Source organism: Streptomyces sp. NPDC005195, assembly GCF_040608315.1.
Taxonomy (GTDB): Bacteria; Actinomycetota; Actinomycetes; order Streptomycetales; family Streptomycetaceae; genus Streptomyces; species Streptomyces kaempferi.
This window is the reverse complement of the sequence record NZ_JBEXHZ010000001.1, coordinates 254,965-270,570: the sequence shown is the minus strand read 5'-3', so window position 1 is coordinate 270,570 and position 15,606 is coordinate 254,965. Positions and strand designations below refer to the sequence as shown.

The window sequence follows — 15,606 nt, the reverse complement described above, 5'->3', positions numbered from 1 at the left end:
TGCGGATCAGCGCTCCCCGCCGGGCACCCACAGGACGTCGCCGGTCGCCTTGTTCGCCGTCCGCGCCAGGATGAAGAGCAGGTCGGAGAGGCGGTTGAGGTAGGTGGCGGTCAGCGGGTTCATGAGGTCCCCGTGCGCCTCGAGAGCGGCCCACGTCGAGCGTTCGGCCCGCCGTACCACCGTGCACGCCTGGTGCAGCAGCGCCGCGCCGGGTGTGCCGCCGGGCAGGATGAAGGAGCGGAGCTTCTCCAGTTCGTCGTTGAAGCGGTCGCAGTCCGCCTCCAGCCGGTCGATGTAGAACTGCTCGACGCGCAGCGGCGGGTACGCGGGGTTCTCGGCCACGGGGGTCGACAGGTCGGCCCCCACGTCGAACAGGTCGTTCTGCACACGGGTGAGGACGGTGACGACGTCCTCGTCGAGCCCGCCCAGCGCGATCGCCGTACCGAGCACCGCGTTCGCCTCGTTGGCGTCCGCGTACGCCGAGATCCGCAGATCGGTCTTGGAGACCCGGCTCATGTCCCCGAGGGCGGTGCTGCCCTGGTCGCCGGTCCTGGTGTAGATGCGCGTCAGATTGACCATGGGGTCAGCGTAGTTACGCCCCGGCCTTCCGGCGCGCACGTGTGCCCACCGTCACGGCGGGCGCCGCGGGGCCGGCCGCAAACCGGACGAAGTGTCACGCGAGGTGCCTGTCCTCCTCGGCGGGGCACGGGACCTGTTGGGCAGGGAGGCGCTCAACTACGGGGTGCGCGACGCGGGGTGAGCCATCCGGTGTGATGTCCGTCAGATGAGACGTGACGCGCATTACTTACCGGTCACACGGGACCTCGCGAGCGCTAGTGTCCGCCCGAGAGGCAGACATATACAGCGCGTCAGGGGAGTCGCACAGTGGCACGGAAGCTCGCCGTCATCGGAGCCGGCCTGATGGGGTCCGGCATCGCCCAGGTGTCCGCGCAGGCGGGCTGGGACGTCGTCCTGCGCGACGTCACCGACGAGGCGCTGAAGCGTGGCACGGACGGTATCAAGGCCTCCTACGACAGGTTCGTGAGCAAGGGCAGGCTGGAGGCGCACGACGCCGACGCCGCGCTCGGCCGGATCACCGCGACCACCGACCTCGACGCCGCCGCGGACGCGGACGTCGTGGTCGAGGCGGTGTTCGAGAAGCTCGAGGTCAAGCACGAGATCTTCCGGACCCTGGACAGGATCGTCCGTCCCGACGCCGTACTCGCCTCCAACACCTCCGCGATCCCGATCACCAAGATCGCGGCGGCCACCGAGCACCCGGAGCGGGTCGTCGGTGTCCACTTCTTCTCGCCGGTGCCGATGATGCAGCTGTGCGAACTGGTGCGCGGATACAAGACGAGCGACGAGACCCTCGCCACCGCGAAGGAGTTCGCCGAGTCCGTCGGCAAGACCTGCATCGTCGTCAACCGTGACGTGGCCGGCTTCGTGACGACCCGTCTCATCTCGGCTCTCGTCGTCGAGGCCACCAAGCTGTACGAGTCCGGCGTGGCGAGCGCCGAGGACATCGACCTCGCCTGCAAGCTGGGCTTCGGACACGCCATGGGACCGCTCGCCACGGCCGACCTGACCGGCGTCGACATCCTGCTGCACGCCACCGGCAACATCTACACCGAGACCCAGGACGAGAAGTTCGCCCCGCCGGAACTGATGCGCCGGATGGTTGACGCCGGTGACATCGGGCGCAAGAGCGGGCAGGGCTTCTACAAGCACTGACATCGCGTGCGCCTCTGGAGCATCACCCCATGAGGTGAATTCGGTATCGGTTCGCTTACAGACGGCAACCTCTGGGCCCTCAGGGCAGTCAGACGGTGCACACGGAAGACGCAGGCTGACGCAGCGTACGAGACGCACTCCCGGGGAGCGCATATGTACATCAGGGGCGACCACGCCGAGGTGGTCGTCGGGGGCCGCCTCGACGTACGCAGCGCGGCGGACGCCCGTACGGTCCTGCACTCGGCCGTCGACGACGGAGCCGGCGACCTGGTGCTGGACCTGTCCGAGCTGGACTCCTGGGACGCCACCGGACTCGGTGTCATCATGGGCGCCCACCGACGGGCCGGGCGGTGCGGCCGGCGGCTCGTGCTGCGCGATGTGCCCCCGCAGATGCAGCGTCTGCTGGTGGCCACCCGGCTGCACCGGATCCTCGCGATCGAGGGCGGCATCGGGGTCGAGTCGCTGCCCCGTGTGTGACCCGGTCGCGGTCCCTCACGCGGAGCCGGCCGGGTGCGCCCCGGCGTACGCGCCCTGAGCGACGTACCACCTGAGCGGCGTACGAAACGTACGACGCGCACAATCCTCATGAAGCTGTGACGTCTCGGGCGGCGCGGTACCCCGGCTGTTCCTAGATACTGTGCGAAGGTTTAGGGTTCGGCTGCCCGCCGCCCGAAACCCTGAGAGCGGGCACCGGACCAGAAGCGACAGCGCGGTGTGCAGCCAGGCCGGGAGGGGCTCGGCACACGACGCTTTTGGGGGGCTTGGAACATGGACCCGAACAACCGGGGACCGGAAGAGTACGTCCATGACGACGACGGTCAGGCGCCTCGCCCGCGCCCGCCACGCGATCCGCTCACCGCGGACCTGGGGCAGCACACGCCCGCACTGGCCCGTACGGTCCAGCTGGTCTCGGGCGACTTCCTGCTCACCGTCAATCCCGTCGACGGCAGCGAGATAAAGACCTGCCCGCCGGACGAGCGTCCGCAGCGGCCGGTGAAGTTCACCGCCCTGGAGCGCGCCGAACTGAACCGCGCCTCCCAGCCGCCCGTACCGGCGGGACCGGCCCAGCCCAGGCTGCCGCTCCTTGAGCGCCAGGAGGAGCGCGAGAAGCTGGTCCGCCTGCTGGCGCGCGGGCGCTCCGTACGCCTCACCGGCCCGGCCGGCTCCGGCCGCACCAGCCTGCTCGAGGCCGTCGCCGAGGACTGCGCGGACCTCGCGCCCGACGGCGTCGTCCGTCTCTCCGGCTACCGGCGCGGCGCGAACGACCTCCTGCACGACCTCTTCGCCGCGGTGTACCGCGCGCCCCTGCACCGGCCGGAACGGGACGAGCTGAGCGACCTCGTCCACGCGATCGGCGCGGTCGTCGTCCTCGACGACGCGGAGATCGGGGGCGCCGCGCTGGACGAGCTCCTCGAGGCAACCCCCGAGTGCGCCTTCCTCGTCGCCGCGACCCCCGACGTCCCCGCGCCCTCCGCGGGCTCCCTCCTCGAAGACGTGCACCTCGGCGGCCTCGGGCGGGCCGGCGGCCTCGAACTGCTGGAGCGGGCCGTCGGACGCGAGCTGACCGAGGAGGAGTCGAACTGGGCGGGCGACCTCTGGTTCGAGTCCGAGGGACTTCCCCTGCGCTTCATGCAGGCAGGCGCCCTGCTGCGGCAGCGCGACCGGCTGAGCGCCGACCCGAGCGCCTTCGACGCCTACGGCTACCTCGAGGACGCCCCGGTGGACGCGCCCCTGGACGACGGCGAGGGCACCGCGATACCGCTGCCCTCGCTCGCCGAGGGCGCCGCACCCGCCTCGCTGCTCGCGTCCCGGCTCAGCGAGTCGGCCCGCTCCACCCTGCGGTTCGCCGTCGCCCTGGGCGGCGAGGTGCCGCACCAGGCGCATCTGCCCGCCCTCATGGGCGACACCCACGCCGACGCGGCGCTCGCCGAACTGGCGAGCTGCTCGCTGGTCTCCCCGGTCGGCTCCCGCTACCGGCTGGCGGCCGGTGTGCAGGCCCAGCTGGAGACCGCCGGGTACGCCGACGACATCGAGGAGCAGGCCCGCGCCGCGGCCCAGCACTACACCTGGTGGGCCGGACATCCCTCGGTCACCCAGGAGCGGGTCTGCGCGGAGGCCGACGCGGTGCTCGCCGCGCTCGGGGTGCTGGTCCCGCTCAGCACGGCCCCGGCCGACGAGCAGGACGAGAACCCCGCCGTGCTGCTGGCGCGCACGGCCGCGCCCGCGTTCGCCGCCGGGCTGCACTGGAGCGCCTGGGAGCGGGCCCTGCGGGCCGGCGCCGAGGCCTCCCAACTCGCCGGAGAGGTCGCCGAACAGGCCTACTTCCACCATGAGTTGGGCATTCTCGCGCTCTGCGGCGGCCAGCTGGACCGGGCCCGCGCCGAGCTGGAGGCCTCCATCGGGCTGCGCGGCGCCCTCGCCGACAAGCGGGGCACCGTGGCGGGCCGCCGCGCCCTCGCGCTGGTCGCCGACCGTTCCGGCGAGGTCCTGCCCGGCGCTCTCGCGACGGCCGGCGAGGAGGTGCCCGACGCGCGGCACGAGGAGTCGGCCTCGCCGCCCGGTGGCGTACCGGCCGCGTTCCCCGCGGTGGCGCTGTCCGACCCGTACGGCGAGACCTCGACGCTGATCACCCATCGGTCGCAGCCGGGTCCGGACAAGCGCGTCGGGGTCGCCGGGCGCCTGGTCAGCGGTACCCGGCGCAATCTGGTCGCGGCGGGCGCGGGCGCGCTCCTGGTGGCCGTGCTGGGCACCGTGGTGACGCTCGGCGCGACCTCGAACAACAGCGGCGACACCCCGTCCGAGCGGGTCGGCGTCAACCCGTCGGCGAGCCAGGGCTCCGACGACGACAGTCTCGGCGCGGACAAGCCGAAGAAGGGCGGGGACGACGGAGGGAGCGGCGGGGGCGTGGTGAGCACGCCGACCGATCCCGGCCCCGACGGCACGTACGGGACCTCGGACGACCCGACGCCGCCGGCCGACGGGAAGCCGTCGGACGATCCGAGCGGTACGCACGGGTCGGGCGCCGGGCCGTCGAAGTCGCCGTCCAAGCCGACCTCGAAGCCGCCGACCACCAAGCCGTCGTCGTCCCCGTCGAGGCCGTCGACGAGCCCTTCCTCGCCGAAGCCGTCGACGAGTTCCTCAGCGTCGCCGTCGCCGTCCGACTCCCCCAGTCCGTCGACGGAGCCGTCCACCACCGACACCGCGAGCGGCCCCGGCGCACCGGCGAGCAGCGCCACCCTCGGCGCTCCGGAGAGCAGTGCCGCGGGCGTTCCGGCGAGCGGCGGCGCCGGGTCCCCGAGCGGCGCGGTGATCTGAGACCGGGCACGGCGAAGAGGGCCGGTTCCGTCCGCGGAACCGGCCCTCTTCTGTGCGTTCGTGCGCGTCGGCGCTGTCGGAGGTCTCGGCGGTGTGCGTCAGAACAGGCGCAGTTTGTCGTCCTCGATGCCGCGCAGCGCGTTGTAGTCCAGGACCGTGCAGCCGATGCCGCGGTCGGTGGCGAGGACGCGGGCCTGGGGCTTGATCTCCTGGGCGGCGAAGATGCCGCGGACCGGCGCCAGGTGCGGGTCGCGGTTGAGGAGTTCGAGGTAGCGGGTGAGCTGCTCCACACCGTCGATCTCGCCGCGCCGCTTGATCTCGATGGCGACGGTCCCGCCCTCGGCGTCGCGGCACAGGATGTCGACGGGCCCGATGGCCGTCATGTACTCGCGGCGGATGAGCGTGTAGCCCGCGCCGAGCGTGTCGATGCGGTCCGCGAGGAGCTCCTGGAGGTGCGCTTCCACGCCGTCCTTGATCAGGCCGGGATCCACGCCGAGTTCGTGCGAGGAGTCGTGCAGGATCTCCTCCATCGTGATGATGAGTTTCTCGCCCGCCTTGTTGATGACGGTCCAGACGCCCTCCTCCTCGCCCGCGCCCTCCTTCAGGGTGCACGGCGGCGACATCCAGTTGAGGGGCTTGTAGGCGCGGTCGTCCGCGTGGATCGAGACGCTGCCGTCCGCCTTCACCAGGATGAGGCGGGGGGCCGACGGGAGATGGGCGGTGAGCCGGCCCGCGTAGTCAACGGAGCAGCGGGCAATGACGAGACGCATGGTCGGCAACGCTACTCGACGGGCGCAGGTCGACGCGATTCGCCCTGGAAGACGCCTGTTCGGTGGTGGCTGATTGTGTGCCTAGTGGGAGTTCACTATGTGCGCATTCTCCTGGTGCCGTCACGGTCCGTTGCTTACCGTATAAACGGGAGGTCGCGATGCGTGTACTCAGCGTGTTGGAGATCGCGAGTTCCCTCATCTGTCCGGCAACCCCCGCGCTCTGGGGGTGCGAGAGGAGAACCCATGTCGCTCGACGTCTCACCGGCCCTACTCGAAAAGGCCGAGCGAGGCGAGGTCGACGAAGCTGAATTCGTCGACTGCGTCCGGACCTCCCTGCCCTACGCATGGGAGATGATCAGCTCCCTGGTGGCTCAGCTGAAGGTGGACGGCGGCAACTTCGCCGACAACCAGACGCCTCCGCCGGACGAGCAGGCACGTGGCCAGCTGCTGCGTGCGCTCGCGAGTGACGCGATACGCGGCGCGCTGCAGCGGCACTTCGGTGTGCGGCTGGCTTTCCAGAACTGCCACCGGGTGGCGGTGTTCCCACTGGACGCATCGGTGGACGACACGCTGGCACGCTTCACCTCGGTGCGCAGTCAGTTGCTGAACCAGTCGCCGGAGTTCCGCGACTGCTGACGCCTTGATGCCGCACTGCTTGCCGCTCCGTACGCGGGAGGTGCATCTGTACCGGGGCGGCAAGCTTCCCGCGTGCGGGGTTCAGCCGAGGTGGGGGAGCACCTCGGCGCCGAGCCTGCGCACGTTCTCCTCCGTCGCCGCCAGATCGCCCGAGCCCTCGACGAGCAGGGCGAAGCGGGAGATGCCGGTCCGCTCCGAGGTCGCCGCGAGCCGGTCCGCGCACAGCCGGGGGGTGCCCACCGGGTGCAGTCCGCAGAGCAGTTCGGTGTACGCGTGCGGGTCCCGCATCGAGCGCGCGCGGCCGTCGACCGTGACATGCGCGTCCAGCCCCTGCCTCAACCAGCCGGGCATCGCCTTGAGGAGCGTCTCCACGGCGTCGGTACGGCGGTCCGCGATCTGGCAGACGCCGGCGGACACATGGGCCGCGGCGCGGATCTCGTCCGCGGGGCGGCCCGCCACCCGCGCGTACTGCCGCCACAGGGCCACCATTTCGGCCTTCTCCTCGTCACCGACGTGCATGCCGAGGAGCATCGGCAGTCCGCGCTCGGCGGCCAGCCGCACACTCGCCGGCGAGGTGCAGGCGACCACGACCTCGGGACCGGGGGAGCCGCTCAGTGACTCCGAGGGCCTGGGGACGACGGGGACCTCGCGGAAGGTGAACCGCTCGCCGCGGGCCTCCACGGACGGTTCGCGCAGCCAGCGCATCAGCAGGTCGAGTGATTCGGGGAACCCCTTCTCGTACGCCTCCAGGCCCGAGCCGAAGACCTCCAGGTCGACCCAGGGGCCGCCGCGCCCCACGCCCAGCGAGAAGCGGCCGCCGGAGGTCACGTGCAGCAGCGCGGCCTGCTCTCCGAGTGCCACCGGGTGGACGGTGGGCAGTACGCTCACGGCGGTGCCGACGCGGATGCGGCTGGTGCGGCCGAGCAGCAGGGCGGCGAGGGTCACGGCCGACGGGCACGTCCCGTACGGCACGAAGTGGTGCTCCGCCAGCCATACCGCGTCCAGCCCGGCCGCCTCGGCGACCTCGGCCGTCCGTACCGCCCGGTGCAGCGCCTCTCCCTGGCCCTGTCCGGGGAACTGGGCCGCCAGTACAAAACTTCCCACGTGCATGGTGCTTCCTGCTTCCTCGGCTCCGACGCGGAGCTCCCCCGACCGGCATAACCGTCCGACACGTGCCGAAGACACGGGTTGTCGGAGGGATTTCCGGATTGTCTGCAGAATGCGCCGACAGGAGGGCGATCCGAGCGGGTCGCGAGGTACGCCTACCCCTGTGGGTGCCGCGTAGGCTGGACGAGGCCCCTGCCCCCTGTACAGCTCCGTGAGGTGTCCTGTGTCCCCGCGTCGCAACCGTTCCAAGGGTTCCGACTCCTCCGGCCGGAGCGCGGAGGACGACCGCTCCGGGCGGTACGGCGGCTGGCAGTCCACGGAGGACTGGCAGGGCGAGGAGTGGAGTGTGCGTCATGTGGCGGGAGCCGGCGCGCAGGGCAAGACCTACCGCTGCCCGGGGTGCGACCAGATGATCCCCGCCGGTCTCCCGCACGTGGTGGCCTGGCCGGAGCACTCGGGCGTCGACGAGCGCCGTCACTGGCACAAGGCCTGCTGGAACGCGAAGGACCGCCGCACCACGCGGGTGCAGCGGTCCCGTAACGGGCCCAGGTTCTAGGGCACTTCACACGTCACGGCGCTCCAGCAGGACGAAGGCGCCGACGATCGCCGCCGCCGTCACCCCGACGAGCAGGCCGAGCTGCGCGCCGCCGGTGCCGTTCTCGCTGTCCAGCGCGAAGATCTTGGCGAGGGCGTTGGGAGCGTTGTACTCCTGCATCTTCTCGCCGATCGTGCGCATGCTCTGGGACATCATCAGGAACGCGGGCATGATCGCGGGGACCAGGACGACGCCGAGCATCGTGGTGATCGCGCCCGCCGAGTGCCGCAGCATCGAGCCCACCGCGAGCGCGAGGACGCCGAGCAGCGAGACGTAGAGCGCGCCCTTGAGGACCGAACCGCCCCAGGAGACGTGCGAGGCGCCACTGTGCATCCCCGAGGTGACCAGGCCGACCAGGCCGATCGCGAAGGCGGAGACGACGAACGCGACCACGAAGAAGATGATCAGCTTGGCGGCGAGCACCCGGTAGCGCTGCGGCGAGGCCGTGAAGGTGGTCCGGATCATCCCCGTGCCGTACTCGGAGGAGACGACCAGGACGCCGAGCGTGATCAGGCAGATCTGACCGAGGATCAGCCCGAAGAAGGCCGGGATCGTGTACGGCACGTCGCCGAAGTCGGTGTCCTGGGTCTGCGCGGCGACCAGGAACCCGATGCCGATCACCAGGAGCAGGAAGATGCCGAGCGTCCACAGCGTGGAGCGCACCGACCTGATCTTCGTCCACTCGGAGGTGAGCGCGTGCCCGAGGTGGGTGCGGGTGATCGGGATCGGCGAGGTGTACGACGTGCCGGGCGCCCCCTGCCAGTGGGGGGCAGCGGCGGTCGGCTGCGGCATCGGCGGCTGGGGCGTGCTCATCGGGCGTCCTCGGGCTTGGTGAGGTCGGGGGCGGCGGGCGCCGCGGGCGGCTGCGCGGCGGCCTGCGGCGCGGGCTGGGCGTACGGGTTGGCGTCAGCGGCGCCGGGAGCGGGCGGAGCGCCGTAGGGACCCTGCCCGGCGGCCGGGGCGCCCGGGGCGCCGTACGGGCCCGTCCGGGGCGCTCCCTGCGGCATCGCGAACGGCTGCCCGCCCTGCTGGGGCGGCGGCGGTGCGTACCAGCCGGACTGGCCCTGCCCCGGCACCGGTATCTGCGGCGGCGGCATCGCGCCGGGCGGCAGCTCCTGCTGGAGCCCGGCCCGCAGGTCGATCGTCGAGCGGTAGTCGACGGCGCCCTGCGTCATCCGCATGTACGCCTCCTCCAGCGAGGCCTGGTGCGGCGACAGCTCCCACAGGCGTACGTCGGCGCCGTGCGCGAGGTCGCTGATGCGGGACAGCGGCAGCCCGGTGACCCGGAGGCCGCCGTCCTGCTCGGGCAGTACCTGGCCGCCCGCCTCGGTCAGCGCGGCCGTCAGCTTCTCGCGCTGCTGGGGCTCCGTGTCCGGGGTACGGACCCGGGCGAAGTCGGCCGAGTTGTGCGAGATGAAGTCCTTGATGTTCTGGTCGGCGAGCAGCTGGCCGCGGCCGATCACGATCAGATGGTCGGCGGTCAGCGCCATCTCGCTCATCAGGTGCGAGGAGACGAAGACCGTACGGCCCTCCGCCGCGAGCGCCTTCATGAGGTTGCGGACCCAGAGGATGCCCTCGGGGTCGAGGCCGTTGACCGGCTCGTCGAAGAGCAGCACCTGCGGGTCGCCGAGCAGCGCGGCGGCGATGCCGAGCCGCTGGCCCATGCCGAGCGAGAAGCCCTTGGAGCGCTTCTTGGCCACGTCCTGCAGACCGACCACACCGAGCACCTCGTCCACCCGGCGGGCCGGGATGCCCGACAGCTGGGCGAGGCAGAGCAGGTGGTTGCGGGCGTGCCGGCCGCCGTGCACGGCCTTGGCGTCGAGGAGCGCGCCGACCTGGCGGGGCGCGTTGGGCAGCTTGCGGTACGGGAAGCCGCCGATCGTCACCTGGCCCGAGGAGGGGTTGTCGAGGCCGAGGATCATCCGCATCGTCGTCGACTTGCCGGAGCCGTTGGGCCCGAGGAAGCCGGTGACGGCGCCCGGCCGCACCTGGAAGGAAAGGTTGTACACGGCCGTCTTGGCGCCATAGCGCTTCGTCAGGCCGACTGCCTCGATCATGCTCCGCACCCATCGAAAGGTTCAGGACGTCGGGGCGCACGCCCCCGTAAGGCTTAGGAGGATATCGGGGCGCTGACGGTTCCGCTCAAGAGAAAGTAAAATCGTGCAGGTCACGTGGGGGGAGAGGCGTGGGAGGGATCGACGGCGAGGGCCCGTCCCGGGCTTCGGCCCTTGTCAGGTACCGGTCGTCCCAGGTCAGGCCGGAAGGGGAACCCGGGAGCCGGCCGCGCGCACCTCGGCTCCGCCGCGTTCTCAGCCCCGCCGCGTTCTCAGCCCCGCGGCGGCAGTGAGTCGTCCAGGGGCGGCAGGTCGTCGTACAGCCGCAGTTCGGCCGCGTCGTCGACGTACGGCAGGAAGTCCGTCTGCGGCAGCACCCAGCCCTCCTCACCGAAGAGGAGCGTGCCCCGCTCACGCAGCGCGCGGTCGGCCCCGGCCCGCCGCACCCAGGTCGCCGGATCGGGCCCGAGCAGCTCCCGCAGCCGATCGGAGCCGGCGAGCAGCGCGGCGAGCAGCTCCGCCTGGTCACCGCCGCCCGGCCGCGGCCGTCCGGTGGCCGGGTCCGCCAGCACCCCGTGCGCGCTGAAGTAGATGTACGCGCCGCCGAGCCGCTCCCCGGACGGCATCGTCATCTCGAAGGCGTCGCCGGGCAGTATCGCCCGCCGGTAGTCCGGGAACTCGGTGTCGTCGACGGCCTTCAGCTGCGTCGGGTCCAGCCAGGTGACGACCAGCGTGGTCGCGGCGCCCCGGTCGACGTACGGCGTCCCCGCCACGTAACCCGCCGGACTGATGTGCCCCGAGCACCCCACCCCGATGCCGTGCACCCGCACCGGCACCATCGGCACGGTCGCCGGGATGCCGAGCCGGGTGAGCTTGTGGGCGACCTGGCCCGGGGAGGCGTTCGAACCGACCGCGATCACCGGGTGGCGGTTGCCGGTGCCGGCCTGGCCGAGGTCGGCCAGCGCCTCGTCCAGCCGCTGCTGTGCCTGGCGCTCCTCCACGTACCACTCGCCGAGCCGCAGCGGCCGTACATCGAGCTGGAGCAGCTCGCCGCCGGTCAGCAGGGAGGGCTCGGGGGTGGGCCGGCCCGGATAGGTGAGCGGCTGCTTGGCGGGCACGTCGTCCAGGCCCAGCGCCTGGAGGCTTCGGTCCTTCGTCGTCACGGTGACGCCCTTCGGGGGTGGTCGCGCGATACGGGCACAGCCTTTCACGCGAGATGTACCCGGAGCGGGGCCCGCTCTCGCCCGCCGCGGCAGGGTTGGCCGGAACGGACACCGGGAATCATGCCGTCCCATTCTACGAGTGGGAGCGAAGTCGGTTACGGGGGAAGCAAGTTGAGACGCACGAGACATGGGACGGATGCCGGGGGAGCGGCGGGGCGGGGCCGGACGCATCCGCGCTTCCGTACGTCCGTTCGCTGGTGGATCGCCGGACGCACCGTCCACGCGTTGCTGCTGATGACGCTGGGCGCGCTGGCCGGGCTCTCCGTCGTCATCGCGACGGCCTGGACGCTGACCGAGCACTCCGCGCGGTCGATGGCGGAGCGGTTCTCGAACGGGGAGCGGCTGCTCGACCTCAGCCTCGCGGTGCTGCGGGCCAGCGTCGGCACGGACAGTCTGGCGCCCGAACCGGACAGCACCGCGCACCAGCTGCTCGCCACGGTCGCCTCCGTCACCGGCGCCCTGGTGCCCGCGGTGCTGCTGGGCATCGTGCTGATCAAGATGTTCGCGCTGCGGCCGTTCGTCTGGCGGCAGCGGGCCAGCATCTCGCACGCCTGGACCGCCGACTTCCCGGGGTACTCGCGGCAGCACGCGAACAGCGAGGACGCGATCATCGCCGTCCGCTTCTACAACCGCTTCGACAACCTGTCCGTCGTGGATCTGCGCGCCCGTGTCCATCTGCGCTATCTGGAGCGCTCCCCGCACGACGGCAGCCTGGTCATCTACAAGCAGTGGCTGAAGGTCCTGGACGCCCAGGGGGAGCCGGCCGACGAGCGGTACTGGCTCGCCGTCGAGCGCGGGGCGCCGTTCACGGTCTGGATACCGGTCCAGGCGCCGGTGGCCGAGCTGCCGTTCCGGCAGATCCAGGGCAAGGACCTCGCCGGTTCGTACGGGGTGAAGCTGCTGGTGCGGCTGACGGCGCGGACCGTGGGCCTGGGCACCGAGGTCGCGGACGAGCGCTGGTTCGACCTGGAGGCCGGCGACTTCGAACTCGGCCGTTTCGTGCCGCTGCAGCCCGACCTCCACCGGGACGTGTGGCGCTGGGAGGGCTGGACGGACTTCGACGGGCTGATCCAGGGGCCGCCGCCGTCCGACGACGGCGACGCCACGCGTCCCGTTCCCTGAGCCCGCGCACGCCTCTCGGCCGGCCGCCCCCGGCTCGCGCGTTCTCTAGGCGTCCCGCCTCTTGAGCAGCGCATAGCCGCCCAGGAGTGCCGCGACCACCCACAGCACCATGATCGCGAGGCCGCCCCAGGGTCCGTACGGCGTGTCGTCGCCGACCGGGGTCACCACCCGCATGATCTTGCTGCCGGCCTGGTCGGGCAGATAGCGGCCGATCTTCTTGGTCGCGGAGACCGCGCCGAGGATGTTGGAGATCAGGAAGAAGAACGGCATCAGGATGCCGAGCGAGAGCATCGGACTGCGCAGCATCGTCGCCACACCCATCGAGAACACCGCGATGAGCGTCATGTACAGGCCGCCGCCGATCACCGCGCGCAGCACCCCGTGGTCGCCGATCGACGCCCGGTGCGTGCCGAGCGTCGCCTGCCCCAGGAAGAACGCGACGAAGCTGGTGATGATGCCGACCACGAAGGCGAGCCCGGTCGCCACCGCGACCTTGCTGAAGAGGAACGTGGCACGCTGCGGGACCGCGGCGAGCGAGGTGCGGATCATGCCGGTGCTGTACTCGTTGCCGACCACGAGCACCCCGAACACGATCATCGCGAGCTGACCGAGACTCATTCCGGCGAAGCTGATGTACGTCGGGTCGAAGGAGAGCCGGTCCTTCGTGTCCAGCTTGTCGAACTCGTTCTTGGACAGCAGTGAGATCAGGATGCCGAGCGCGATCGTGACGACGGCGGCGAGGCCGAGTGTCCAGACCGTGGAGGCAACGGACCGGATCTTGGTCCACTCGGACCTGAGGACCTGGGAGGCCGCCATGCTCAGGAATCCTTCCGCCAGTCGCCGCCCCACTCGCGGGGCGGGGTGTCGGAGTGCGCGTGGTATTCCACCGACTCCGCGGTCAGCTGCATGAAGGCCTCCTCCAGGGAGGCCTGCTGGGGACTCAGCTCGTGCAGCACGAGCTGGTGACGCGCGGCCAGCTCACCGATCTGCTCGGACTTGCCGCCGTCCACCTCCAGGGCGCCGCTGCCGCTCTCGACGACGGTGATCCCGGCCTCGTGCAGCACGTCGAGGAGCCGTTCGCGCTGCGGGGTGCGGATACGGACGTACGACCGGGAGTTGCGCTCGATGAAGTCGGACATCGAGGTGTCGGCGAGCAGCCGGCCCTGTCCGATGACGACGAGGTGGTCGGCGGTCAGCGCCATCTCGCTCATGAGGTGACTGGACACGAACACGGTCCGCCCCTGCGAGGCCAGCGACTTCATCAGGTTGCGGATCCAGTGGATGCCCTCGGGGTCGAGCCCGTTGACCGGCTCGTCGAACATCAGGATCCGCGGGTCGCCGAGCAGCGCGCCCGCGATGCCGAGCCGTTGGCCCATGCCCAGCGAGAAGCCCTTGGCCTTCTTCCGCGCGACCGCGGTGAGTCCCACCGTGTCGAGGACCTCGTCCACCCTGGCCCTCGGGATGCCGTTGCTCTGGGCGAGGCAGAGAAGGTGGTTGAAGGCGCTGCGGCCACCGTGCATGGCCTTGGCGTCCAGCAGGGCGCCGATGTACTTCAGCGGGTCCTTGAGGTGGTCGTAGTGCTGTCCGTCGATCCGGACGTCGCCCGCGGTGGGCCGGTCGAGCCCGAGCATCATCCGCATGGTGGTGGACTTGCCGGCGCCGTTGGGCCCGAGGAACCCCGTCACGATTCCGGGTCTGACGGCGAAGGACAGCTGATCGACCGCCACCTTCTCGCCGTACCGCTTGGTCAGCCCCTCGAGCTCGATCATGCGGCCACGGTAGGGCGCACCCCAGGGCCGCGCTACTTGGGCGAACGGGTCTTTGCCGCTTGTTCACCGGGGTTCACGAGCGCGCCGCCGGGGCTTGTCGCGCGGTTCCCCGTGCCCCTCTCGCTGCCCACGGCTGCGGCCCGCACCCGAGGAGGGTGCGGGCCGCAGCCGAGGACAGGAAACGGTTACCGGGACTGCTGGGCCGGAACCCCACGCGAGATGGGCTCGTCCTCGGCCGGCGTGCTCGTGGCGGCCACCGCGGCACCCGTGAGCGTCGCGAGCATCTCGCGGACGTTCGTGAGCTGGGCGTTGATGGAGTCGCGACGGTTCGTCAGCGCCGCCAGCTCGCGCTCGGACTCCGAGCGGATGCGGTCGGCCTTGGCGTTCGCGTCGGCCACGATGTCCTCGGCCTGGCGCTGGGCCGTCTCCACCGTCTGGCGGGCGCGGCGCTCGGCGTCCGTGCGCAGCTTCTCGGCCTCCAGGCGGAGCTGCTCCGCGCGGTGCTCGATCTCCGCGAGGCGCTTCTCGGCCTTGGCCTGACGCGAAGCCAGGTCACGCTCGGACTGCTCGCGGCGCTTGGCGAGGTTCGTCTCGAAGTCGGCGGCGGCCTGCGCGGCCTTGGCGCGGGTCTCCTCGAAGAGGGCGTCCGCCTCCTCGCGCTTGGACTGGGCGTCCTTCTGTGCCTCCTGGCGCAGCTGGGAGGAGTCGCTCTTGGCCTTCTCGACGATCCGGACGCCCTCGTCCTCCGCCTTGGACTTGCGGTCGGACGCGAACGATTCTGCATCGTTGCGGACCTGCTGCGCGGCGGACTCGGCGAGCTCACGGTGCTGCTCGGACGCGCGACGGGCCTCGTCGCGCAGATCCTTCGCCTCCTCCTCGGCGAGGCGGAGGATCTTCTCGACCCGGGCGCCGAGACCCGCGTACGACGGTTCGGCATCGGAGACCTGGGCCTGGGCGTTCTGCGTTTCGAGGTGGAGCTCCTCGATGCGCTTCTCGAGAGCAGTGATACGGGCCAGAGCGCTGTCACGGTCGGAGACGAGCTTCGAAATGCGTTCGTCCACCTGAGCGCGGTCGTACCCACGCCGCACAAGCTCGAAGCCGTAGGGGGAAGTGTCGCTCATGGGGTTCCTGTCGAATGAGACCGGTGAGGTGATAGGGGGAATCCTAGGGGCCAAAGCGGTGTGTCATCGAGCGGATACGTGTTTGATCTGGAGAATGACACTCCTTTTGGGTGGCTGGCTGTCAGAGTGCTTGCCAGATTCCGCACCAAAGGTCCGGAAA

At 71.1% G+C, this 15,606-nt stretch carries 15 protein-coding genes; 6 read left to right on the top strand and 9 right to left on the bottom strand.

Annotation, left to right across the window (positions count from 1 at the left end):
* Positions 1–6: 6 nt before the first annotated feature.
* Complete coding sequence (locus tag ABZV34_RS01160; protein ID WP_153288571.1) at positions 7–579, bottom strand: cob(I)yrinic acid a,c-diamide adenosyltransferase; 573 nt, start codon at positions 577–579, stop codon at positions 7–9.
* A gap of 306 nt (positions 580–885) precedes the next feature.
* Between ABZV34_RS01160 and ABZV34_RS01155 the strand changes: the two genes are divergently transcribed.
* The 3 genes from ABZV34_RS01155 (at position 886) to ABZV34_RS01145 (ending at position 5,049) form a co-directional block, all read left to right on the top strand.
* Complete coding sequence (locus ABZV34_RS01155; RefSeq protein WP_168530272.1) at positions 886–1,734, top strand: 3-hydroxyacyl-CoA dehydrogenase family protein; 849 nt, start codon at positions 886–888, stop codon at positions 1,732–1,734.
* A 153-nt stretch (positions 1,735–1,887) separates the two neighbouring features.
* Entirely contained in the window at positions 1,888–2,211 is a 324-nt protein-coding gene (locus ABZV34_RS01150) for an STAS domain-containing protein (RefSeq protein ID WP_356270237.1), read from the top strand.
* 291 nt (positions 2,212–2,502) lie between these two features.
* Positions 2,503–5,049, top strand: coding sequence for an ATP-binding protein (locus ABZV34_RS01145; protein ID WP_356270235.1), 2,547 nt, complete (start codon positions 2,503–2,505; stop codon positions 5,047–5,049).
* A 98-nt stretch (positions 5,050–5,147) separates the two neighbouring features.
* On the opposite strand, the gene nucS is transcribed toward ABZV34_RS01145, so the two are convergent.
* Positions 5,148–5,819 carry an endonuclease NucS gene (nucS, locus tag ABZV34_RS01140; RefSeq protein WP_356270233.1) on the bottom strand — a complete coding sequence of 224 codons (672 nt, stop codon included), beginning with the start codon at positions 5,817–5,819 and terminating at the stop codon, positions 5,148–5,150.
* 243 nt (positions 5,820–6,062) lie between these two features.
* Between nucS and ABZV34_RS01135 the strand changes: the two genes are divergently transcribed.
* Positions 6,063–6,455 carry an SCO5389 family protein gene (locus ABZV34_RS01135; protein WP_101400700.1) on the top strand — a complete coding sequence of 131 codons (393 nt, stop codon included), beginning with the start codon at positions 6,063–6,065 and terminating at the stop codon, positions 6,453–6,455.
* A gap of 81 nt (positions 6,456–6,536) precedes the next feature.
* Here the strand turns inward: ABZV34_RS01135 and ABZV34_RS01130 are convergent, their stop codons facing one another.
* The gene (locus ABZV34_RS01130; RefSeq protein ID WP_356270231.1) at positions 6,537–7,565 is read right to left on the bottom strand and encodes an LLM class flavin-dependent oxidoreductase; all 1,029 of its coding nucleotides are present in this window, start codon (positions 7,563–7,565) and stop codon (positions 6,537–6,539) included.
* Between the two features lie 220 nt (positions 7,566–7,785).
* Between ABZV34_RS01130 and ABZV34_RS01125 the strand changes: the two genes are divergently transcribed.
* Positions 7,786–8,118 (top strand): ATP/GTP-binding protein, encoded by a 333-nt coding sequence (locus ABZV34_RS01125; protein WP_356270229.1) that lies wholly within the window; start codon positions 7,786–7,788, stop codon positions 8,116–8,118.
* Positions 8,119–8,124: 6 nt separating this feature from the next.
* Here the strand turns inward: ABZV34_RS01125 and ABZV34_RS01120 are convergent, their stop codons facing one another.
* The 3 genes from ABZV34_RS01120 to ABZV34_RS01110 form a co-directional block, all read right to left on the bottom strand.
* Positions 8,125–8,949, bottom strand: a complete 825-nt coding sequence (locus ABZV34_RS01120) for an ABC transporter permease (RefSeq protein ID WP_356270700.1) — start codon at positions 8,947–8,949, stop codon at positions 8,125–8,127.
* A gap of 17 nt (positions 8,950–8,966) precedes the next feature.
* The gene (locus ABZV34_RS01115; protein WP_356270227.1) at positions 8,967–10,214 is read right to left on the bottom strand and encodes an ABC transporter ATP-binding protein; all 1,248 of its coding nucleotides are present in this window, start codon (positions 10,212–10,214) and stop codon (positions 8,967–8,969) included.
* 269 nt (positions 10,215–10,483) lie between these two features.
* Positions 10,484–11,374, bottom strand: a complete 891-nt coding sequence (locus ABZV34_RS01110; protein ID WP_356270225.1) for a hypothetical protein — start codon at positions 11,372–11,374, stop codon at positions 10,484–10,486.
* 171 nt (positions 11,375–11,545) lie between these two features.
* Between ABZV34_RS01110 and ABZV34_RS01105 the strand changes: the two genes are divergently transcribed.
* Entirely contained in the window at positions 11,546–12,556 is a 1,011-nt protein-coding gene (locus tag ABZV34_RS01105; protein ID WP_356270223.1) for a hypothetical protein, read from the top strand.
* A gap of 45 nt (positions 12,557–12,601) precedes the next feature.
* Here the strand turns inward: ABZV34_RS01105 and ABZV34_RS01100 are convergent, their stop codons facing one another.
* From ABZV34_RS01100 to ABZV34_RS01090, 3 genes are all read right to left on the bottom strand, one after another.
* Entirely contained in the window at positions 12,602–13,372 is a 771-nt protein-coding gene (locus ABZV34_RS01100; protein ID WP_356270221.1) for an ABC transporter permease, read from the bottom strand.
* Positions 13,373–13,374: 2 nt separating this feature from the next.
* Positions 13,375–14,325, bottom strand: coding sequence for an ABC transporter ATP-binding protein (locus ABZV34_RS01095; protein ID WP_356270219.1), 951 nt, complete (start codon positions 14,323–14,325; stop codon positions 13,375–13,377).
* Positions 14,326–14,510: 185 nt separating this feature from the next.
* On the bottom strand, positions 14,511–15,446 hold the full coding sequence (locus ABZV34_RS01090; protein ID WP_356270217.1) for a cellulose-binding protein: 936 nt from the start codon (positions 15,444–15,446) through the stop codon (positions 14,511–14,513).
* Between the last annotated feature and the right edge of the window lie 160 nt (positions 15,447–15,606).